The 21,201-nt window shown below is 64.0% G+C and carries 20 protein-coding genes and 1 tRNA gene; 8 read left to right on the top strand and 13 right to left on the bottom strand.

Annotated elements, in window-relative coordinates; all coding sequences use genetic code 11:
- Nucleotides 1-105 precede the first annotated feature (105 nt).
- Nucleotides 106-180: transfer RNA gene (locus BM118_RS30390), tRNA-Val, on the top strand.
- Between the two features lie 92 nt (nucleotides 181-272).
- On the opposite strand, the gene BM118_RS30385 is transcribed toward BM118_RS30390, so the two are convergent.
- From BM118_RS30385 to BM118_RS30365, 5 genes are all read right to left on the bottom strand, one after another.
- Nucleotides 273-1,349, bottom strand: a complete 1,077-nt coding sequence (locus BM118_RS30385) for an acyltransferase family protein (RefSeq protein WP_092190185.1) — start codon at nucleotides 1,347-1,349, stop codon at nucleotides 273-275.
- Between the two features lie 356 nt (nucleotides 1,350-1,705).
- Nucleotides 1,706-2,383, bottom strand: a complete 678-nt coding sequence (locus tag BM118_RS30380; protein WP_092190183.1) for a hypothetical protein — start codon at nucleotides 2,381-2,383, stop codon at nucleotides 1,706-1,708.
- A 136-nt stretch (nucleotides 2,384-2,519) separates the two neighbouring features.
- Complete coding sequence (gene greA / locus BM118_RS30375; protein ID WP_092190181.1) at nucleotides 2,520-3,002, bottom strand: transcription elongation factor GreA; 483 nt, start codon at nucleotides 3,000-3,002, stop codon at nucleotides 2,520-2,522.
- 283 nt (nucleotides 3,003-3,285) lie between these two features.
- Complete coding sequence (locus tag BM118_RS30370) at nucleotides 3,286-3,771, bottom strand: hypothetical protein (protein WP_092190179.1); 486 nt, start codon at nucleotides 3,769-3,771, stop codon at nucleotides 3,286-3,288.
- A gap of 145 nt (nucleotides 3,772-3,916) precedes the next feature.
- The gene (locus BM118_RS30365) at nucleotides 3,917-4,258 is read right to left on the bottom strand and encodes a hypothetical protein (RefSeq protein ID WP_092190245.1); all 342 of its coding nucleotides are present in this window, start codon (nucleotides 4,256-4,258) and stop codon (nucleotides 3,917-3,919) included.
- Between the two features lie 522 nt (nucleotides 4,259-4,780).
- On the opposite strand from BM118_RS30365, the gene BM118_RS30360 reads away from it, so the two are divergent.
- Nucleotides 4,781-6,316: a peroxidase family protein gene (locus BM118_RS30360; protein WP_092190177.1), complete on the top strand. Its 1,536-nt coding sequence runs from the start codon at nucleotides 4,781-4,783 to the stop codon at nucleotides 6,314-6,316.
- A gap of 285 nt (nucleotides 6,317-6,601) precedes the next feature.
- On the opposite strand, the gene BM118_RS30355 is transcribed toward BM118_RS30360, so the two are convergent.
- Nucleotides 6,602-6,892: a hypothetical protein gene (locus BM118_RS30355; protein ID WP_244550275.1), complete on the bottom strand. Its 291-nt coding sequence runs from the start codon at nucleotides 6,890-6,892 to the stop codon at nucleotides 6,602-6,604.
- 181 nt (nucleotides 6,893-7,073) lie between these two features.
- Here BM118_RS30355 and BM118_RS30350 point away from each other — a divergent pair, with 181 nt between their 5' ends.
- Nucleotides 7,074-8,117, top strand: a complete 1,044-nt coding sequence (locus BM118_RS30350) for a medium chain dehydrogenase/reductase family protein (RefSeq protein ID WP_092190175.1) — start codon at nucleotides 7,074-7,076, stop codon at nucleotides 8,115-8,117.
- A gap of 65 nt (nucleotides 8,118-8,182) precedes the next feature.
- Here the strand turns inward: BM118_RS30350 and BM118_RS30345 are convergent, their stop codons facing one another.
- From BM118_RS30345 to BM118_RS30330, 4 genes are all read right to left on the bottom strand, one after another.
- The gene (locus BM118_RS30345) at nucleotides 8,183-9,049 is read right to left on the bottom strand and encodes a L,D-transpeptidase (RefSeq protein ID WP_177234839.1); all 867 of its coding nucleotides are present in this window, start codon (nucleotides 9,047-9,049) and stop codon (nucleotides 8,183-8,185) included.
- 353 nt (nucleotides 9,050-9,402) lie between these two features.
- Nucleotides 9,403-10,383, bottom strand: a complete 981-nt coding sequence (locus tag BM118_RS30340) for an ABC transporter substrate-binding protein (protein WP_177234838.1) — start codon at nucleotides 10,381-10,383, stop codon at nucleotides 9,403-9,405.
- Between the two features lie 170 nt (nucleotides 10,384-10,553).
- On the bottom strand, nucleotides 10,554-11,072 hold the full coding sequence (locus BM118_RS30335) for a hypothetical protein (protein WP_092190169.1): 519 nt from the start codon (nucleotides 11,070-11,072) through the stop codon (nucleotides 10,554-10,556).
- Between the two features lie 37 nt (nucleotides 11,073-11,109).
- A complete protein-coding gene (locus tag BM118_RS30330) occupies nucleotides 11,110-12,657 on the bottom strand; it encodes an acetolactate synthase large subunit (protein ID WP_092190167.1) in 1,548 nt (515 codons plus the stop codon).
- Nucleotides 12,658-13,098: 441 nt separating this feature from the next.
- Here BM118_RS30330 and BM118_RS30325 point away from each other — a divergent pair, with 441 nt between their 5' ends.
- On the top strand, nucleotides 13,099-13,599 hold the full coding sequence (locus BM118_RS30325) for a L,D-transpeptidase (RefSeq protein WP_441299769.1): 501 nt from the start codon (nucleotides 13,099-13,101) through the stop codon (nucleotides 13,597-13,599).
- An 85-nt stretch (nucleotides 13,600-13,684) separates the two neighbouring features.
- Nucleotides 13,685-14,500, top strand: coding sequence for a DUF2927 domain-containing protein (locus BM118_RS30320; RefSeq protein ID WP_177234837.1), 816 nt, complete (start codon nucleotides 13,685-13,687; stop codon nucleotides 14,498-14,500).
- A 66-nt stretch (nucleotides 14,501-14,566) separates the two neighbouring features.
- Here the strand turns inward: BM118_RS30320 and BM118_RS30315 are convergent, their stop codons facing one another.
- The 3 genes from BM118_RS30315 to BM118_RS30305 all read right to left on the bottom strand — a co-directional run bounded on the left by BM118_RS30315 (nucleotide 14,567) and on the right by BM118_RS30305 (nucleotide 17,357).
- Nucleotides 14,567-15,373: a class I SAM-dependent methyltransferase gene (locus tag BM118_RS30315; RefSeq protein ID WP_092190161.1), complete on the bottom strand. Its 807-nt coding sequence runs from the start codon at nucleotides 15,371-15,373 to the stop codon at nucleotides 14,567-14,569.
- A 193-nt stretch (nucleotides 15,374-15,566) separates the two neighbouring features.
- Complete coding sequence (locus tag BM118_RS30310) at nucleotides 15,567-16,220, bottom strand: helix-turn-helix transcriptional regulator (protein WP_092190159.1); 654 nt, start codon at nucleotides 16,218-16,220, stop codon at nucleotides 15,567-15,569.
- A 9-nt stretch (nucleotides 16,221-16,229) separates the two neighbouring features.
- Nucleotides 16,230-17,357: a threonine synthase gene (locus BM118_RS30305; protein WP_092190157.1), complete on the bottom strand. Its 1,128-nt coding sequence runs from the start codon at nucleotides 17,355-17,357 to the stop codon at nucleotides 16,230-16,232.
- A gap of 374 nt (nucleotides 17,358-17,731) precedes the next feature.
- Between BM118_RS30305 and BM118_RS30300 the strand changes: the two genes are divergently transcribed.
- The 3 genes from BM118_RS30300 (at nucleotide 17,732) to upp (ending at nucleotide 21,065) form a co-directional block, all read left to right on the top strand.
- The gene (locus BM118_RS30300; protein ID WP_092190155.1) at nucleotides 17,732-18,988 is read left to right on the top strand and encodes a GTP cyclohydrolase II; all 1,257 of its coding nucleotides are present in this window, start codon (nucleotides 17,732-17,734) and stop codon (nucleotides 18,986-18,988) included.
- A gap of 7 nt (nucleotides 18,989-18,995) precedes the next feature.
- Nucleotides 18,996-20,234 (top strand): URC4/urg3 family protein, encoded by a 1,239-nt coding sequence (locus BM118_RS30295; protein WP_092190153.1) that lies wholly within the window; start codon nucleotides 18,996-18,998, stop codon nucleotides 20,232-20,234.
- Between the two features lie 201 nt (nucleotides 20,235-20,435).
- Nucleotides 20,436-21,065, top strand: a complete 630-nt coding sequence (gene upp / locus BM118_RS30290) for a uracil phosphoribosyltransferase (protein ID WP_027548356.1) — start codon at nucleotides 20,436-20,438, stop codon at nucleotides 21,063-21,065.
- Nucleotides 21,066-21,201: the final 136 nt, after the last annotated feature.

The raw sequence follows: 21,201 nt of genomic DNA, 5'->3' as shown, positions 1-21,201 counted from the left end.
CAGGCTCGGGGCGCCTGGAAACTTGACACCTCTGGCCCGCACTTCTAAATCGCGGGCTCTGATGCGCCGGCCGGCCGAAAGTCCGGCCGTCGGCATGATGGTCCCGGGCGCATAGCTCAGCGGGAGAGCGTTCCCTTCACACGGGAGAGGTCCAAGGTTCGATCCCTTGTGCGCCCACCACCACCCCCCAGCTTTATCACCTCGCGCGACCATGACCGGCCGCGTTCGCGTTTTGCCGCGATAGTCGAACGCAAGCGCCGACCAGGCCTTGCTCATCTCCCCCAGGAGAATCGCAGCCGAACAGGAGCGAGCCAACGGAGCATCCAGCGGGCGAGTTGCTTGTGTCTGCTCTCGGTCATCGAAGCAAACAGCCAAGCGACAAGGTTTGAGATCACTATCGCCACGACGAAGCTGAACCAAAGCGGTGATGGCATGAGCCATGCGATGATCTTCACGATCGTGAAGTGGATGAGATACAGGCTATAGGAATAGTTGGCGAAGAACCCGATGACAGGCTGAAGCCGTAAGAGCCATTGCTGCCCTTGCGCGGCGATCACGATGCTCACAAACCACAACGCAAAATAGGGCTGTGCAGCGAGCGCAGCCTCGTCGCCGCGCACATGAGCGACGCGCCATTGCCAAAACAACAGGACGGAAAGGATGGCGCAGGCGACTGTCGTCATCCGGTTCATCTTCATGCTGATTGCGACGAAGTATCCGCCGAAGCCGAGCAGCCAGAGCACGAAAAGGCTATGGGAGGCGTTAGCTCTCTCCGCAAAATGGAATATAGGGGCGGCGGCGGCGGCGATTGCCAGCACCAGGCCGGCGATCTGGTTGCGGCCCTTGCAGAAGAAGAACAGTCCGCCAACGAAGAAGTAGATATGAAACTCGATCGCGATCGTATTGAGCTGACCCGCCGAACCGAACGTGCCTCCGCCCAATGCGCCGGGATAGCCCTGCAGCATCAGCAGGTTTCTCAAGAAACTCGCCGTGCCGTCGAGTTGGAACCAGGCAATGCCGAGGGCGACGGCGATATAGTCCAGCGCAGCGATCACAACGAGTGCCGGCGCGTAAGCGCAGTAGATCCGGGCGAAGCGTTCGACGACGTAGTTCAGAAGCGAATAGTCGTCAGCCTTGGTACGATCGTGAAGCGTGAAGGCGATGACGAAGCCCGACAGCACGAAAAACAGGAGCACGCCGATATCGGGGACCAACGTCTGCTGCGCTCCGCCGAAGGACGCGAAGGTCAGATTCCAGGTATGCCCGACGCAAACCATTTGGGCCGCCAGTGCGCGGAGGAGATCCAGCAACGCGGAGCTATCGTTCTTCGTTCGGTCGAGGCTGAACATTCAAACCCTTGCGGCGGCTTGGGCCAGAGCCATTCTGATGGGGAGCGTCCGCAAGGAGTTAAGACCTAGGCGTTAGGCGCGAGCGCATGGGAATAGGCGGGGACCTCAACTTTATCAACGACAGAAGCCCCATGCCACCGGGTATCGACGCGTGACGGCGTTCGTCACCCGTTTCGTCAAAAACCTTGAAAACAACCCCATGCACAGTAGCCGACGTCAGTCGGATCAATGGGTTACGCCCTTTCCGAATCCGCTTGCTGCGTCGGGCAAGACACCGGCATGATGGCATCATTCGGGAAGGCTGACTGGACTGCTTCGCTTCCGCCGTCGCTCTTCGAGCAATGGCGGATCAAGCCCTAAGCGGCCCGGGCCGGCCGCCAGGCCGTGTAGAGACCGACGAGGGTCCCGATCGCGACCAGCCCCGCCGCCAGCAGCAGCTGCAATTCCCCATCATCGGTCGCGCCTACGGACGACACAAGTCTGGTCACGACGACGAACAGAACGCCCACACAGGCCGCTGCACCCACGCCGAGATGGGCGAGCTCTCGCGTCAGGTTCCGGCCGAGAAGTCCGAGCGCCGTGAAATACATCGCGCAAGCGTTGGGATGAACGAACAGGGCAACGCGCGCGTAGGGGCCGTAGGCGTCGAGGAGGGACTCGCACCGGTTCAGTGCCGCTCTTGAGGCAACCCGCTGCAACAGCGGTCTGAAAAAACGAGCCTGCCCGTAACTCAGGACGGAGCCCACGATGATGGCCAGCCAGGCCACGATGAAAACGGAGACATCCGCAGGCTTCGGATTGAGCGCCACGGACATCAGGATGAGGGCCGTTCCGGGAAAATAGCCGAAATACGGGAAGACCGATTCCAGGAGCACGCAGACGAACATGAAGACCAGAAACCATGACGAACCGGTCGCGCCATGGACGATGGCGTTCAAGTCGAAGAGGTCAGTCTTGTACAGGACGAGGTACATGCACACGGCCAATCCGGCCAGCGCGTAAAACGGCAACGCTCCCGACAGAAACCGTCTCATCCGGCCATCGCGCTTTGTTTCGCGGACACAGCGGAGACCATCGATATCGGGACAAGACAGCGGAGACGCATGGCCCATGCTTTAGGCGAATGTGGTTGCTCCTGTCGATAGTAATCCTCGCCTCACCTGCACGCCCCTACGCGATCGACAAGATCTCGATCTCTTGTGTCCCCGCTCCCACGACGTCACCGACCGCCTTCCCGATCAGCGACCTCGCGACCGGCGAGACGAACGAGATCGAGCCGGCCTTCGGATCGGCTTCGTCCTCGCCGACGATGCGATAGGTCTGCACGCGGCCGTCAGGGCGGCTGAAGGTCACCGTGCTGCCGAAGGCGACGGTGTCGGTCGAGGCCGGGGTGGGAATGACTTGCGCCGTGCGCAGTCTTTCCGTCAGATAGCGGGCATCGCGCAGGGGGACTGCGGACTGCCGGCGCTTCTCGTTGACGTCGTCGATGGCTTGCGCGGCCTCATAGGCCTCGCGCGCTTGTTGAAGCTGGGTCTGCAAGGCCTGCAAGCCGGCTTCCGTCACGAGGTTCGGATGAGGCGAGATCGGCCGATCCGGCAACAGCGTCTCGGACGCCGTCTCGGCGCTTTCTTCCTTGGTAAAGGCAACGCTCAATTCGTAGATCCTGTCGAACTGTTTCGCGCGATTGTATCAGACTTGGCACATGATGCAGTTGGTTTCGATCGGCTGCCCAGGTGCACCTCTCCCCAGCGGGGAGAGGTCGGATTGCTATGGCGCGCAATTGCGCGCCTGAGCAATCCGGGTGAGGGGCCGCGACGTCCAGTGAGACCTTAACCCCTCACCCGGATCGCATCTCTCGATGCGATCCGACCTCTCCCTACGGGAGAGGTGTTCGGAGTTCTCGGCTCGCATCGAATCAACCAAATCTCATCGAGCTTCATATCTCAAGTTGGACGAAACGGCGCAGCTTGAAGACGAGGTCCGGCATGGCCTGGCGGAACCGCGTCGCGTTCTGGAACGTGGTCGAGAACGGCGCGAAGGTGATCATCGCGTTCCAATGCCGGTAGCCGTAGACCGTGACCGAGACACCGGACGCGGGAAAATCGTCCAGCTTGCGCAACTCGCCGAGCACGAGATCGGCAATCGCTTCCGCGGGCAGCAATTTCTTGCCATCCGGTGTCGTGGCGATCTTCGCGGGCGGTTCGACCGGCTTGGTGACTGCCGGCGCGGCATCGGACGCATTGTCGGCCTTGGCCGGTGCCGCCTCGGGGATGGGCGCCTCGACCGGCTCAAATCCATTCGTCGGCGCTGTTGGTGGACCCTCGGTGAGCGGCGGCGGTGCGACGATGTCTGCGCGCTTGCCGCCTCCCAGGATGCTGCTGATCATGGCCACAAGGCCAGCATCCTTCACGTCGTCACTCATCACTCCCCCCGGCTTTGCCCTACTCTAGCACTGCTCCGGCAGACCGCCACAACGTATGTGGGGTCGGCCTCCCGCCTGGCCAGGGCCGCCTCCGTATGGCACCGGCGGCGCGACGTCGAATCGCGCCGCGCCGACGCGCGATCCGTCACTGCTTCTCGAACGGAATATATTGCTGGTACTGCTTGGGCACCGAGCTGCGATAGCGCGCAGGCACCGTGCCGGTGTCGACCGAATGATCGATCTCCTGCTGCCGCGTCATCTTCTTCTTCGCCGGCTTCTTCGATGCGCTCTTCTTGGAGTCGGACGGCTGGGCTGACGTGTCGGTGGTCGCGCTCGGCGTTGTCGTCGTCGCGGCGGCCGGCGCGGTGGTCGTCGCCGCAGGCGCTGCGGTCCCGCCGGCGGCCGGAGCGCTCTGTGCCAACGCGAGCGGTGTTTGCATGAGAAGCACCAGCGCCGCTGTCGCAGCCAGCAAATATGACCTTTGCATCAGAACCTCCAAAATAACTGACCCCGAATGAGGCAAAGCGTAGGCCTCCGGGAGCAACGTGTGCAAGTCCGCCGACGATAGGCCGGAACCCGACCTCAAACTGTGGCCGAGATCACATTATGCGCCGCGGCTTGCCTCATCATAGACGCATGTCGAACGCAGCGCCCACTGCGGACACCAAGACGAGCACGACAAAGTGTCGGGCAAGCCCCGGCGCATGACGTGCGCCGCCACAGTCCTCACGTGAAGACGATCCGCCGCGCCGACAGCCCGGCGAACTGACGCTGCGCCAAGCCGCTTGCGCTGATCGATGACGAGAATGTTATCCCTCATCGCTCCGGGAAAAATTTGCAAAGCGCGGCCGCAGCTTGCTCGCAAAGCACCTCCCTTTGAGGAACCGCCGATGCTGAACAAGTGTGATCTATCTCGCTTGTGGCGGGTGTGATCTAGCCTAGCCTGCATACTCCAGCGCGAACAACTTCAGCTTGACTTGTTTCCATCGTGACTTTTCAGGGAGGTCTCATGAGCAGCCGCCACAGCATTGTTCCGCGCGGTCTGAACGCAACGCGCTCGCCGCTTTCCCAGGGCCGCTTCGGCCGCATGTTTCGCAAGCTCACACCGGCAAAATTCGGCCTCAACGACGCCGACAACATCGCGAACCTTTCGGCGCTGGCCGACAAGATGGTCGGAAAGTTCGATGCGCCGAAGGACGGACCGGACGCAGAGGAGAGCGGCATTCCTTCGCTCTACACCTATTTCGGCCAGTTCATCGACCACGATATCACGTTCGATCCGGTCAGCTCGCTGACCAAGCAGCAGGATCCCGACGGGCTCGTCGACTTCCGCACGCCGGCGCTCGATCTGGACAATCTCTACGGCCGCGGTCCGAACGACCAGCCCTACATGTATGACGGCATCAAGTTCCGCCTCGGCGAGAAGCTGACCGGCGCGGGCGTGCCCGATGCCAGCGACCTGCCGCGCTTCAAGGGCCGTGCGCTGATCGGCGATCCCCGCAACGACGAGAACAGCATCGTCTCGCAGTTCCAGGCCCTGATGCTGCGCTTTCACAACCGCATGGTCGACGACAATGACAGCCTGTCGTTCGAGGAGGTGCAGCAGCGCGTCCGCTTCCACTATCAATACGTCGTCATGAACGACTTCCTGCCGCGCATCGTCAACGCCGGCGTGCTGGACGAGCTGAAGACCGCGGGCCAATACGACCGCAGCAAGCTCGCCCACTACCACTGGAAGACCTATCCGTTCATGCCGGTCGAGTTCTCGGTTGCGGCCTACCGTCTCGGCCATTCCATGATCCGCCCCGGCTATCGGCTGAACGATGCGGACAACATGCTGTTGCAGATCTTCCCCGATCCGCACAATCCCGACAAGAACGCGCTGACCGGCTTCCGTGCCATGGGCCCGGGACGCGCCATGGACTGGGGCCGCTTCATCGATCTCGACACGCGCGCTTACGGCGTCGAGGACGACGACACCAACCCCGACAACAAGCGGCGGCTTCAGTTCGCCTATCGCATCGATGCGTCGCTGGTCGACCCGCTGCGCAAGCTGCCGCCGGAGGTCGCGTCCAATCCGTCGTCGCTCGCGCTGCGTAATCTCGAACGCAGCTGGCGGCTCGGCCTGCCCTCGGGCCAGGCCGTCGCCAGGGCGATGAATCTGACGCCGCTGACGGACGACCAGATCATCATCGGCAAGGCCGTCGACGAGCCCGGACCGGACGATCCGCAAGTTCAGATCGCCTCGATCGCGAACGGCGTGTTCGCCGGGAATTGCCCGCTCTGGGCCTACATCCTGGCCGAGGCACGGCAATTCCAGACCGCCGTCACGATCCCGGCCACCGGCGCGCCCGGCCCCATCAACACGCCGCAGCTCGGCCCCGTCGGCGGTCGCATCGTGGCCGAGGTCTTCCTCGGCATGATGTTCGGCGACAATTCCTCCGTGCTGTCGCTCGACCCGCAATGGACACCGGTGACGGGCTCGAGCTTCGCGCTGAAGGATCTCGTCGCCTACGCGCTAGGCCAGGGCGATCCCTTGCACTGAGAGCGTGACGGTCGATGATGCAAAGGCCGCTCGTGTCGTGCGAGCGGCCTTTTGTCATCGCACGCGACGGGGAGAAGTGACCGGATTCCTAGCGCGCATCGAGTGAGCTGAAGATCAGTCAGCTCTCGGGCGTGCCCTCATGAACTCGTCGCGTCCGGTTTGCTTTCAGAAGGCGACATTGAGACCGACATGCCACCAGTTCGGCCTTGGGCCAACAGGCGACATCGGCCGCGCAGCAAGAGACCGCCCGAAGGCGGTCTCGCACTCGGGAGAGAAGGCGTTCCGTCAAATATCAACCTGGATGGCCATGTTGGAGCGTACCCAATCGGATTGCCCGGCCTTTAGCCGCTTAGCCTGGAATTCTGCGAAAGCTGGATCGGCACCTAGTGCCGCCAAGGTGCGCCCATAAGCTTCTACGCTATCGAAGCGAGCGACGAAGGCGTAGTTCCCGACCTCGCCACCGATCACCGACCAATAGCTGACATCGGCCCCATGTTTTCTCCAAAGTGTCGCGCCGTCCTTTGCAAGCTGTAAGATGGTCGCGAGATCTTCGATGCGAAACGAACTGCATAACAACTGCAGGCATTTTCCCCTCCAATGAAAAATGATGGCGCCAAATAACCCGGTTGGTCATTTAGCCCGAGCAGAATTCCAAACAGTGCAGCCTCAGGCTTGATCTGGATCAATTTCATTTTTCCAGCTTGGCGGCAGTCTCCCCGTTCTTGCGCTGAATGACGGCATTGCATGGAGATCGCCCATGATGGAGCAGCGCAATCGAGTTGTTCAAGTCAGCCGCTTCGGTGATCCCGAGAGACTGGAGGTTGTCGACGCTCGCCTGCCCACCGCCGGCCAGGGCGAGGTGCGCGTTCGCGTGCTCGCGTCGAGCCTCAACTACACCGAGGTGTTGATCAGGCGCCATCTATACCCGCAAACGATGCGCCTCCGGCCGCCGTTCGTGATGGGCTACGACGTGGTGGGGGCAATCGATCAGCTCGGCGAAGGCGTGCACGACTATCAGATTGGCGATCGCGTGGCCGACATGACGGTGGTCGGGTCAAACGCCGAGTATCGCACGCTTCGGGCGAACGACGTGGCCCGCGTGCCGGTGGGCGTAGACGCGGCCGAGGCGGCCACGCTGATCTTGAGCTGGACGACCGCGCACCAGCTTCTGCACCGTGTGGCCCAGGTCCAGCGAGGCCAACGTGTGCTTGTGCACGGAGCCGCCGGCGCAGTCGGCCAGGCGCTGCTCGTGCTCGGGAGACTGGCGGGCCTCGAGCTGTGGGGCACGGTGCGCGGCGAGCACATGGCGCTCGTCCGAGACCTGGGGGCAATCCCGATCGACTACAAGCATGAGGACTTCACGCGGGTTCTGCCGGGCGGGTTCGACGTCATCGTCGACGGCGTTGGCGAAGACGGCTATCGCCGCTCATACGCGGCGCTCAAGCCAGGTGGCCTGCTCTGTGCCATCGGGTTCTCGGCGAGCGTGCAGGCAAAGCGCCGAATGCTCCCTATCGTGATGGAGATCGCGCGCCTCTACCTGTGGAGATTATTGCCCGACGGCAAGCGAGCCCGCTTTTACTCGGTAAATGCCATGCGGGCGCGACATCCCACCTGGTTCAAGGAGGACCTGGAGGAACTGTTCGAGCTTCTGGCAGAAGGTGCCATCCGGCCGCGCGTCGCCGAGCGGATCTCCTTCGACGAGGTCGCCGATGCTCACCGTCGCCTCGAGGCTGGCGGTCTCGAGGGCAAGCTCGTGCTGTGCCCGGATCTCTCCTCGCGACGCAGCCAGCGCGCCGCCTGACGCGGTGCGACGCTGCCCGTGCGTTTCCGCTACGGTCAGGTTGCAGACGGGGACGGAGGACTGAGTTACTGGGTCTCGGCCATCTTCGGTCCGGATGACAGCATCTGCGCGTTAGCTGCCGAGGGGCGGTTCGACGGCGATGCCGGGTCCGGCGATCGGAAGGCGGCGTCGGGCGTCGCTCCCTGGGATGGTCGATGGGCAGCGATTGCCGGAAGCACGATCACTTTCGCTCCGACTTTCACCCGCTCATAAAGGTCCACGACATCGTCATTGGTCAGCCGGATACAGCCGGACGAAACCCGCTTCCCGATCGTATCGGGCTTGTTGGTGCCGTGAATTCGATATTCGGTCTCGCCCAGATACATCGCCCGAGCGCCGAGCGGGTTGCCGGGACCGCCTGCCATGAACCGCGGCAGATAAGGCTGACGCGAGACCATCTCCACAGGCGGATGCCAATCCGGCCATTCTGCTTTACGGGCCACAGTCTGCTCACCGGACCATGTGAAACCTTCGCGGCCAACACCGATGCCGTAACGCAGTGCCTGCGTGTCGTTCAGAACGAAATAAAGGAATGTGTTCTTGGTATCGATGATCACGGTGCCCGGCGTCTGGCGGCTGGCGTAGTCAACCACCTGCCGGACAAATGCCCCGGGACCGTCAGCGACTCTTGGCGGTTCGACCAGAGGCGCCGGGGCCGGAATCGGAGCCGGAGCCGGAGCTGGCGCTGACGCATGAACTGGCGTTGCCACGTAAACCGGGGTTGACGATGCCATGGCTTGGGGTGCGGACGGCTTCCGGATCGGTTGCACGCTCGCCGGGCGAGACAGCAAGCCGTACCCCAATGCGGCGACGGCCACGACGCCAATTGCAACTCGCCCGACCATTGGGAGTGCGAACGTCTTTGCCTTTCCGCGCTTGGCCCGCTTACTCATATCTTTCCCCAGGTCACCATGCCCAAAAGAGGTACCGAGCAAAATTTAAGAAACCTCGAAGCGAATTCGCTCAGACGGGAACCGTTGGCGATGGTTAACGCCGGACTCTCGTTCGGCAACGTCAAAATTGGGAGTACCGCTTGATATTCAGGTCGCAACGTGGACGACGCGCTTCTCAGAGCGGAACGAGTCGAGGTCTGAACCGCCCGGCGGAGCGGACACGCTCCGCTCTTTCGTTAACAGCGGCTTCGGGTCACGAGGCGCAATACCCCCAACCAGCAAATCACGTCGGCTCTATCCGCGAAAGGAGACCTGAGTGAAGTCCGCTATTGCGTCGAGACGGGCCAGCCGCATCATTCAATCAGTTCGTCCGACGCGACAAGGATCGATTGTGGCACCGAAAGGCCCAACGCCTTTGCTGCTTGGATGTTGATGACCAATTCGAACTTCGTGGGCCGCAAAACCGGAAGGTCGTCCGGCTTGGCACCGCGAAGAAGCTTGCCGGCATATACTCCGACCTGACGATAGGTATCTGAAAGACTCGCACCATAACTCATCAGCGCCCCATCGACGGGGTACTCCCGAATGTGGGCAATGACAGGCAGCCGGTGGTGCCTCGAGAGTGCAACGATTTGGCTGCGGCGACTGTCGAAGAACGGATCGTTCTGCACTACCAGTGCACTGACGCCAGCCTTCACAAGGCCAGCGAAACCGGCCTCGATCTCTTTGTCCGTTCCTGCCTCCTGCACGACAAGTTCGCGGCCAAGCATCTTTGCCGCGGAAGCTACCGCTTGTCGGTGTTGGCCAGCAACTTCGACTCCGAAACGCGGGTTGACCAAGAGTCCCACGGGCTGGTTCGATGGCACCATTGCGCAGAGAAGCTCCAGCCGTTTGCCCCCCAATTCACCGGTGAAAAAATTTACGCCCGTAGCCTTACCCGGCCGGTTCATGCTGGCGACCAAACCAGAGTGCACTGGATCCTGCCCGACGACAAAGACGAGCGGCACGGCAACACCCGCCGCTTTGGCTGCCTGCGCAGCCGGATCGCCAGCTGCCACAACAATCGCGAGCGGTCGGCTGAGTAAGTCGGTAGCAAGAGATGGCAACCGGCTGTAATCGCCGCTCGCCCAGCGATACTCAACGGCGACGTTACGCCCCTCAAAGTAACCCATCTCTTCGAGCCCGCGGCGAAAAGCATTCGTGTGACCACTGGCTTCTTCGGGTGATCTGGTGCTGATAAATCCAATTAAGCGATTGGCCGCCTGTTGCGCCGAGGCGGCAATCGGGCCTACGGCGGACATTCCCAGCCCAATGATAAATTCTCGCCGCTTCATCCGGTACCCCGGCAGGCGTGGCATTTGCCCGATTTGATCATGGCAAGGGCTATTCGCCTAGTCCGCCCGGCAGCAATCTCATGCCCGGTTTGGGTCATAAGCAGTCGATGCTGGCCAAGCGGAGCGGCTTCCGCTTTGTCCTCGAGATCTGACGTTTAGGAACACGCGCCCTAATGCGCGGCCCCGAGGCCGAGCTCCGCGAGGCGCGTTGCGAACCAGCGCGACAGCGGCTCATCGACGAGGCCGCCGACATAGACCTCCGACATCGTCACATGGTGCCTGTCCAGCACCAGCAGCACGCCGATCCAACAGGCGAACCAGACATGCGGATCGGTCAGCGCCCGCAGCTTGTGCTGGTCGTGCGTCACCGGCGTGTGATTGCTCGCCTTGCGGATCTCGACGCTAAGCAAATTGTTCGGAATCTCGCGCTGATGCACGATGACATCGGGATAGATCGACTTGTCCAGATGATCGTCGGTCGAGATGATGGTGCCGTGCGGCAGATGCAGCGTGCGCTCGCCGAGCCGGTCGTAGTTGCAGTCGACTGACCAGCCGGAGAACTGCTTCTCCAGATGCACGGCGAAGCGATGCGTGATCGCGCGCTCGCCGATGTCCTTTTCGAACAGGAATCCTTCGTGGGCGTAAAAGTCCCGGAGCGCCGCGATCACCTTGTTCAGCTCGGTCTGCATCGTGCCCCCCGGCTCGCGGCGCTCCCTATGATACGCCCTACATCTGAACTTCAATCAGCCGCGGCCCGGGCTCGGCGACGGCTTCGGCGAGTGCCTTGTTGAACTCGTCGGCATTGGTGACGGCGCGGCCGGGCACGCCCATGCCCTTCGCCAGCGCCACGAAATCCAGCGTCGGACGGTCGAGCCGCAGCATGTCGTTGGCGCGCTGGCCGGGCTCGCCGGCGCCGACATTGTCGAACTCGCCGCGCAGGATCTGGTAGATGCGGTTGGCGAAAACGATGGTGACGATGTTAAGGTTCTCTCTCGCCTGCGTCCACAGCGACTGGATCGTGTACATCGCGCTGCCGTCGCCGACCATGGTGATCACCTTGCGGTCCGGGCAGGCGATCGCGGCGCCGATCGAGAGCGGCGTGGAGAAGCCGATCGAGCCGCCCATGTTCTGGAGCCAGTCGTGCGGCGCGGCGGCCGCCGTCGGCGGGAAGAAGGCGCGGCCGGTGGTGAGCGATTCGTCGACCAGGATCGCGTTCTCAGGGATCGCGTACGCAATCGACTGCGCGATGGACGCGTGGGTCAGCGCACCGGTCGGCTTGACCAGTTCGGCCGAGGCATGCGGCTTGACGTCCTTGGCGCTCGCCTTCACCGCACCCGCAAGCGCTTCCAGCGCCGCGACCGAATTCTCGCCCCAGGAGGTCATGCGATGGACGTCGCAGCCTTCGGGCCTCAGCACGCTCGGCTTGTTCGGATAGGCGAAGAACGCCACGGGATCGTCGGACTCGACCAGCACGATATGGCGAAACTTCGCCAGCATCGGCAGCGCGTTCTCGATCACGTAGTGGATGCGGTCGATCGAGAAGCGGCCGCGGCCGCGCGCCATCTTGGGACGGAAGGTCGGGCCCATCACGGTGCAGCCGGTCTTGGCCGCGATGCGCTCGGCCAGCGCCAGGCCCTGCTCGGAGAGCGCGCTGCCGGTCATCAGCAGCAACGTGCCTTCGCCGTCGCCGTGCAGGATTTTTGCGGCCTGCTCGACCGCCTGCGGCGAATAGCTGGCGCGCTGCTGCTCGGCCGGGACCTCGGCGATGCCGTCGGCTTCGTTCCAGGCGGTGTCGGCGGGCAGGATCAGGGTCGCGATCTGCGGCGGCGCGCTTTTGGCGGCGGCAATCGCAGCGGCGCCGTCAGCGGCAACCGACTTGGAATCCGGCGAGGTGCGGACCCAGGACGACATCGGCCGGGCGAGGCCCTCGATATCCGAGGTGAGCGGCGCGTTGTAGCCGATGTGGTAGACCGCGTGCTGGCCGACGATGTTGACGATGCCGGAATTGGCCTTCTTGGCGTTGTGCAGATTGGCAAGGCCGTTGGCGAGACCGGGACCGAGATGCAGCAGGGTCGAAGCCGGCGTGCCCTTCATGCGGAAATAGCCGTCGGCAGCGCCCGTCACCACGCCTTCGAACAGGCCGAGCACGCAGCGCATGCCCGGCACGCGGTCGAGCGCTGCGACAAAATGCATCTCGGAGGTGCCCGGGTTGGTGAAGCAGACGTCGACCCCACCCTTGACCATCGTCCGCACCAGGCTTTCCGCACCGTTCATCCCAAAGCTCCCGCAACCGGCAATTTCCAATGATCCGTCCGATCAATCATTGTTTGCTCGTCTCGTCAAAGCAATAGCCGGCATCGCGGCCCTGCCCCGCATGACGACGCGCTGGTTTGGCTAACGCCCCGTTCCGATGGAATCGGAACGGGCATTAGATTCTTGTTTTGACGCGTTTTCTTGATGCGAACCGGTATCCACTTCGCTTGAAAACGCTCTGATGCTTTCAGGCAAATTGGCCCGGTTGCCGATTTGGTAACGGCATTCATTAAGGTTGACCTGCCTCACGGGGCCGTGGCTTGCGAAATGCCGGCAAATATGGCCTGTGGCTTTCATTGAATCGTTTTTTTGCTGGGGGAAACAATGATCCGGTTTTTTGCCGCGCCGATTGCCGCAATGGCGCTCTTGCTGGCTGGCGCGGCCGATGCATCCGCGGCGGGGATGATAGACTTCACAGGCACCAGCTCGACCGGCTATCTCGGCGGCGGCGGCGCGAGCCCGATTCCCCGCTCCACCGTGATGTATCCGACCAATTATGCGCCTGGCACGGTCGTGGTGAACACGAGCGAGCGCCGGCTCTACCTGGTGCTTCAGAACGGCCAGGCGCTGCGCTACGGCATCGGCGTCGGCCGCGACGGCTTCCGCTGGGGCGGGGTGCACAGGATCACCGCCAAGAAGGAGTGGCCGGACTGGACGCCGCCGTCGCAGATGCTGGCCCGCCGGCCCGACCTGCCGCGCCACATGAAGGGCGGCATCGAGAACCCGCTCGGCGCGCGCGCGATGTATCTCGGCTCGACGCTGTACCGCATCCACGGCTCCAACGAGCCGGAGACGATCGGCCAGGCGGTATCTTCAGGCTGCTTCCGCATGACCAACGACGACGTCAGCGACCTCTACAGCCGCGTCTCGGTCGGCACCACCGTGGTCGTTCTCAACAACTAGCCGGCCGGCGAACTGCGGGAACCCGCGGGGCGCGTGAATTTGCGGTCTTGTGCGCGCGACGCGAATACGGCAGCGTCGGGTGACGATGAGCGCATTGAACCCGCCCGCGCGTGGCCTTCGCATCGCCCTCCTGGCGCTCGCAGCGCTCACCTGTGTGCCTGACACCGCTACCATGGCCGCCGCGGGCGAATTGCCCGCGATCGCCTCGCGCCAGCGCGCCGAGAAGAAGAGCTTTACCGACAGCGAGATCGTCGAGGGCTTTCTCAAGACCGCTTTCGGCGCCGAGTACCATCTCGCCGGCCGCGTCGACCGCATCCGCAAGTTCGACGGGCCGGTGCGCGTGTTCGCCGAGAGCGACCGCGCCGATCGCAAGACGCAGCTCGCCAAGGTCGTCGCCGACATCGGCACGCGCGTGCAGCATCTCGACATCGCCATGACCGGCAGCATCGAGGCGGCGAACGTGCGGGTGAAGCTCGTGCGCGACCGCGATCTCTTCCGTACCATCTCGAGCTTCTACGGCGCGGAGAAGGCGCGCGAGATCCGCACCTCGCTCGATCCGCAGTGCCTGTCTGGCTTCCGCAAGAACGACAATTTCGAGATCGAGCATTCCGACGTCATCCTCACCGTCGACAACGGCGACTTCACCTTCCTCGACTGCGCCTATGAGGAGCTGTTGCAGTCGCTCGGCCCGATCAACGACACGACGAGCGTGCCCTGGACCATGTTCAACGACAACGTCTCGATGGGCTATTTCGACGTCTACGACCAATACATCCTCAACCTGCTCTACGACCCCCGCATCAAGCCCGGCATGACCGTGCCGGAGGTCAAGGCGGTGCTGCCCGCCGTGCTCGCCGACGTGCGCACCTGGGTGAAGCGGGTGAACGATCTGAAGGAGTGAGGCGAGGCGACCGCTGCCTCTGACCCTCCCCTGGAGGGGAGGGTCAGCAAGGATACTCGCGCCTGCTCACACCTTCCTTGCCTTCGTCATCAGAAACTGCTGGCGCATCACGTTTTGGCCGGCGTCGAAATACTCCGAGATCAGCGCCTCGAACTCGGTACGGAAGCTCTTGAGCCTGTCCGGCTCGTCCTTGTACTGGGCGACGAGCTTGATCAAGGGCCCGATCGTCGCTTCCATGGTGCGGCGGAAATGCTGCGGGCTGAGTGCGGACGGCGTCATCATGTCCATCTCGAAAGAGACGTCCTTCGCTTTCGCTGCGAGACGCTCGGCGACGATTTTCGGATCGCCCCACAACACCGGCGATGCCACGCCCTCGGGCAGCGGCAGATGGCGGCCGATCATCGCGAACATCCGTCCGACATACAGATGCGGCGGCCAGGTGGAGAAAGCGATGGTGCCGCCAGGCTTCAGCACGCGCAGCATCTCGCCGATGGCAACGTCCGGACGCGGCGCGAACATGTGGCCGAACTGGCTGAGCACCACGTCGAACTCGTTGTCGCCATAGGGCAGGCTTTCCGCATCGCCGTCGACGAAGGCGACATCGAGGTTCGCCAGTTGCGCGTGCTCGCGGGCGCGCTCGATCAGAACCGGCGACAGGTCGAGACCCCTGACCTTTGCACCGCGGCGCGCCGCCGTGATCGCGACAACGCCGGTGCCGCATCCGACGTCGAGCAGCCTCTGGCCGGCGGCAACGCCGGCAAAACCAACGAGCTTGGCGGCGCTCGGCGTCGTGAAAACTTCCATCGGCGTGAACAGCGACCAGGCTTCCTTCTGGACAGCCTTGAAGCCTGCAAACGGATCCTGTGCGGTCATGGAACTCTCCCATTGCTCGAGGGTCGATCTCCATGAGGCGGGCGACGGACGCCGAAGGTTCAAGGCGCGCTCCCCGCGGCAACGGGCAGGCCGCAGGTGGCACCGGAAGACATCGAAACAGCGGCGTTTCTAGTGCATTTGGCGATGGTCGATCCTCGCCAGACCGCACTGCGTTCGAGTTCGGCGCGCCGCCTCACCTCGCATCGGCATACACCGTGGCGCGCGACACGCCGAGATGGGCGGCGATGATGTCGGAGGAACGGCGTACCTGCATGCAGCCGGCGTCGCGCAATTCCCGCAGCAGGGTGCGGCGATCTTCCGTGGTGAGCGCGCGGGGCGTGGTGGCGCGGCGCGCAGCGAACCGGTCGATATGGGCGCGGATCGCGTCGGCGCCGACGGGATTGAGGGATTCGCGCGGGCTGTTTTGCGCATCGACGCTGACGAACTGGCCGATCGCGCTCTGCAACCCCTGGAACAGCGTCAGGTCGACGTTGAGGCAGAGCGCGGCGACGTAAGCACCGTCCGCGCCCTTGATGCCGATCGAGGTGCTCTTGGCCTGCCGTCCGTCGGCAAAGCTGTTGGCGTAGTTCGCAATCACCTGCGGATAGTCGGGATCGGCGATGCGGGCGAGGCCAAGCTCGGTCGCGCCCTGGCCGACCTTGCGGCCCGACAGGTTGTTGTGAATGGCGATAATCGCATTCCTGGGATCGGTGAGATCGTGCAGCACGACCTCGCAGAACGGCGCAAAGGTCTCCCCCAGCCCTTGCGCGATCTGCTGCAACTGATCGAACAGCAATTTTCGTTCGGCAGCGGTCTTGCCCGGAACTGACGATTTGCCGCGGCTCATTGCGCGGCCCTATTGCACGAGATCGGCGACGGTGGTCGCGGCCTTCAGCCCCGTGCCGGTGAGCACCGCGACCGTGGTCTCGTTCGCCTTGATGGCGCCAGTGGCGGAGAGTTTGTCCAGCGCGGCGGCTGCGCTGGCGCTGGTCGGCTCGGCGAACAATCCCTGCCGCGCAAGACGCCGCAGGGCGGCGATGATCTCGTCCTCGGTCAGCGCAACGGTGCCGCCGCCGCTTTCGCGCAAGGCGGCGATGATCTCGCGCAGGCGCAGGGGATTCTTGATCGCGGTGCCCTCCGCGATGGTCTTGCTGACCTCGCGCGCGACAGGCGTATCGACGCCGGCCCTGAAGCTCGCATCGATCGGCGAGCAGTTGGGTGGCTGCGCCGCGAACAGCCGCGGCAGCTTCGTGATCTGGCCGGCTTTCAGCAGCTCGCGGAAGCCGAAGGCGCAACCCAAAAGGCTGCTGCCGGCGCCGACGGGCACGATGACGTTGTCGGGGGCGCGGAAGCCCAGGTCTTCCCAGATTTCATAGGCGAGCGACTTGGTCCCTTCGAGGAAGAACGGCTGCCAGTTGTGGCTGGCGTAAAATGTCTGGCTCGACTGGCGGATCGCCTCGGCCTCCGATTCCTCGCGCGGGCCTTCGACGAGCTGCACCGCCGCGCCATAGGCGCGCACCTGCGCGATCTTGGCCGGCGACGTTGAGGCAGGCGCCAAAATCTTCACGCGCATGCCGCCGGCGGCGCCCAGCCCCGCCATCGACGAGCCGCCATTGCCGGAAGAGTCCTCCAGTATCGCGTCGACGCCGATCTGCCGCAGGAAGGACAGCATTACGGAGGAGCCGCGGTCCTTGAAGCTGCCGGTCGGGTTGAACCATTCGAGCTTGAACAACGGGCGCAGGTCCCCCCACGCCTGCTGCACCAGCGGCGTGCAGCCCTCGCCGAGCGTGATCGGATTTTTGATCTCGACCGGCAGCGCCGCCCGGTAGCGCCACAGCGATCGCGTGCGCGGCTCGACCTCCTCGCGCGAGATCCCGCGCCCCGGCGTCACCAAAAGCGGCGTGCGCTCGTCCGAGCACCAGCGCGGCTGGTCGAGCGGATAGAGCTTTCCGGTCCGAGGCTCGATGTAGCTGGCGGCGGGCATGGCAGTCTCCAGGGCAAAGACGATCCATACGATTTGTCTGATTATATACGTTTTGTCCAGTCGCGACGCAATTGCCGCAACGCCTCTTGAAAACGGGAAAACTAAAACTATTTCAAATCCTTAGAGTTACCCCTCGGATCGAGCGGCAAGGTTCGGCCGGAGCGAGGGCGCGGAATTCGCGCGGTCCGGACCGGTTCGCGGATGATGGAATTTGGCGATGAACGCCTGCCGGGCATAGCACCATTAACTTGTCTGTCGCCGTCGGCCGCTACAATATGTTGGATTGAGCTTGCGTCGCCGGTGCCCCGCATCGGTAACACAAGTGAGCCAGGCCCGTCCGAGCGGCGGGCCGTTGGCTTTTTGGGAGCCTGGACATGAGCCGCGCGAACCGTACCGATCACATCCGCCTCACCTCCCATCCGGAGCCGGGCAAGAAGGCCGCCTTTCCGATCCATTGGGGCGCAGCCGACGCGCGAGCCCGCGGGCCGATCATCGGCACGGTGTCGCGCGCCGGGGATCGCAACGTGATCGGCAGCCATGGCGGCTCCTATGCGATGTATCGCGCGCTCGCCGTCTCCGCCGGCGCGCTCGACCCTATCCGGCGTCCCGACCTCACCAACACGTTTCCGGCGGCGACCATCGGGCCGTTTCCGCAATGGAACGATCCCGCCAAGATCGTCGCGCTCGACCCCTGGGGGCATCTGGTCGCCGAGAACTTTGGCAAGGAGATCGCCGAGGGCTCCGACATCCGGCCGAGCATCGCGGTGACGCGCGCGCGGCTCGACCTGCCGGAGATCCGCGAGGCGCTGGCCGCCAAGCGCTTGCGCGCCGACGGCGAGGTCGTGCACGCCAATGGCAGCGTCTCGGTGGTGAAGATCGCGATCGACCCGGTCTGGTATCTGCCGGGTCTCGCGACGCGCTTCGGCACCGGCGAAACCGAGCTGCGGCGTACCCTGTTCGAGCAGACCGCCGGCATGTTCCCCGAGCTCGTGACGCGGCCGGACATGAAGGTGTTCCTGCCGCCGATCGGCGGCACCACCGTCTACATGTTCGGCGACGTCACCAAGCTGCCCGACCATCGCACCAAAATCACCTGCCGGGTGCATGACGAATGCAACGGCTCCGACGTGTTCGGCTCGGACATCTGCACCTGCCGGCCCTACCTCATCCACGGCATCGAGGAATCCGCGCGCGGCGCGCAGGAGGGCGGGCTCGGGCTCGTCGTCTACAACCGCAAGGAAGGCCGCGCGCTCGGCGAGGTCACGAAATTCCTGGTCTACAACGCCCGCAAGCGGCAGGAGGACGGCGATGCCGCCGCCGCCTATTTCGAGCGCACAGAATGCGTCGCCGGCGTCCAGGACGCGCGCTTCCAGCAATTGATGCCGGATACCATCCACTGGCTGGGCCTGAAGCGCATCGACCGCTTCCTGTCGATGAGCGACATGAAGCACGACGCGCTGACCTCGCAGGGCATCGACATCGTCGAGCGCGTGCCGATCCCGCCGGAGCTGATTCCCGCCGACGCCTATGTCGAGATCGCCGCCAAGAAGGCCGCCGGCTATTACTCGACCGACATCGCGCCCGAGAAGGACGTCAATGGCGTGGTCGGGCGTTCGCTGGAAAAATACTGATCGATTGATGGCGGACTCTGGAGAACAACAGGCCCGTTCGCTGCTCACCGCAACAGCGGTTCGCGCGCGCGCCGGGCAGATGCTCGAGCTTGGCCTTGACGGCGGGCTCAGCCACTTCACGATCGATCTCGACCGCATGGACGGCGTCGCCGACGCCGTGCTCGCGGTCACGCGCAAGGCCTATCCGGCGCTGGAGGTTCCCTTCCACGCCCGCTGGCGGCATTTTGTGCTCGGCGGCGTCGATCGCTGGGCGCGGCTGACGGACGCCGCATCATGGCCGGATCGTGCCGCGCGGGCGCGCGCGGAGTTCGACCTTGCCATCGTCAGCGTGCTGCTCGATGCCGGCGCCGGCGCTGCCTGGCGCTATCGTGACGCGGTGACGGGCGAAAGCATCGGCCGGTCCGAGGGGCTCGCGATTGCGAGCCTCGACATGTTCGCAAGCGGCCTCTTCTCCCGCGATGCCCGCGCGCCGTTCAGGGTCGACGCTGACGTGCTCGCAAAACTGCCCCTCGCCTCCCTCACCTCTGCGTTTCAGGTCAGCGAGGCCAATCCGCTGCTAGGCCTCGACGGACGCACGGATCTGCTGCGGCGCCTGGGCAAGCAGGTGGCGGACCGTCCAGAGATCTTTGGACTGCACGATACGCCGCGGCCCGGCGGCCTGTTCGATCACATCGCGGCGCAGGCTGTAGGCGGCGCCATCGCCGCGCCGGCCATTCTCTCCGCGGTGCTGAACCAGCTCGGGCCGATCTGGCCGTCGCGGCTGGAGCTTGCCGGCGTTCCGCTCGGCGATTGCTGGCGCCATCCGGCGATCAGGGCGGACGACGCGACAGCGGGCCTCGTCCCCCTGCACAAGCTGTCGCAATGGCTGAGCTATTCGCTGATCGAGCCGCTGCAGCGCGCCGGCTTTGCGGTCACCGACATCGACGGCCTGACCGGGCTTGCCGAATACCGCAATGGCGGCCTGTTCGTCGATCACGAGGTGCTGCGCCTGCGCGATGCCGCGGATGCCGGGCGCGCGCATGCGGTGGATTCGCTGCTCGTCGTGGAGTGGCGCGCGCTGACCGTCGCGTTGCTGGATCGGCTTGCCGGACTGGTTCGCATAAAGCTCGGCCGGACGCCTGAGACCTTGCCGCTCGCCAGCATCCTGGAAGGCGGCACCTGGGCCGCGGGCCGCGCCATCGCCTTCGCACGCCGTCCCGACGGTTCGCCGCCGCTCAAGGTGATCAGCGACGGCACGGTTTTCTAAACCCTCTCCCCCTGTGGGAGAGGGTGGCTTCGCGAAAGCGAAGCCGGGTGAGGGGTTGTCTCCGCGGGCGTATCTCTCACTTGAGTTTGCCGAAACAGACCCCTCATCCGGCGCTTCGCGCCACCTTCTCCCACGAGGGGAGAAGGAAGAAGCGCCGGCTCGTTGCATTTCAATCAACGCGCATTTCGTTAGGAGCGTTACATGGAAGGCGTCACGATCGTCGATCATCCGCTGGTGCAGCACAAGCTGACGCTGGTGCGGGACAAATCCATCTCGACCAAGTCGTTCCGGGAGCTGATCAAGGAGATCGGCATGCTCCTGTGCTACGAGGTGACGCGCGACCTGCCGCTCGCCGATACCGTCATCGAAACGCCGCTGGCGACGATGCACTCGGCCAAGATCGCCGGCAAGAAGCTGGTGTTCGTGCCGATGCTGCGCGCCGGCACCACCTTCGTCGACGGCATGATGGATCTGGTGCCGACCGCCCGCGTCGCGCATATCGGGCTCTACCGCGAGCCGCACAGCTTTGCCGCGGTCGAATATTTCTTCAAATCGCCGTCCGACCTGGGCGAACGGCTGGCGATCGTCGTGACGCCGGTGGTCGCCACCGCCAACACGGCCGTCGCCGCCATCGACCGGCTGAAGGAGCGCGGCGCCAAGGACATTCGCCTCGCCTGCCTGATCGCCGCGCCGGAAGGGCTCGAACGCCTGCGCGGGTTGCATCCGGACGTGCCGGTCTGGACGGCGGCGGTGGACGAAGGTCTCGACGAGAACGGTTTCATCCTGCCCGGCCTTGGCGACGCCGGCGACCGCGCCTACGGCACGCGATGAGATTTCGAGGTCGGCGAGCGCCGCGGTGTCTGACGCGAGGATCCGCCACACCGATCCACTCTCTCTGTTGCAACTGACAATTGTGGGGTACGTCTCGTTGGTCGCGCGCAGCGCGAACCCTTGATCGCCACAATTG

Origin of the sequence: Bradyrhizobium sp. cf659 (assembly GCF_900113725.1) — a bacterium.
Classification (GTDB): domain Bacteria; phylum Pseudomonadota; class Alphaproteobacteria; order Rhizobiales; family Xanthobacteraceae; genus Bradyrhizobium.
Note: the sequence above shows the minus strand (reverse complement) of the source record. Positions and strands in the feature narration are given on the sequence as shown.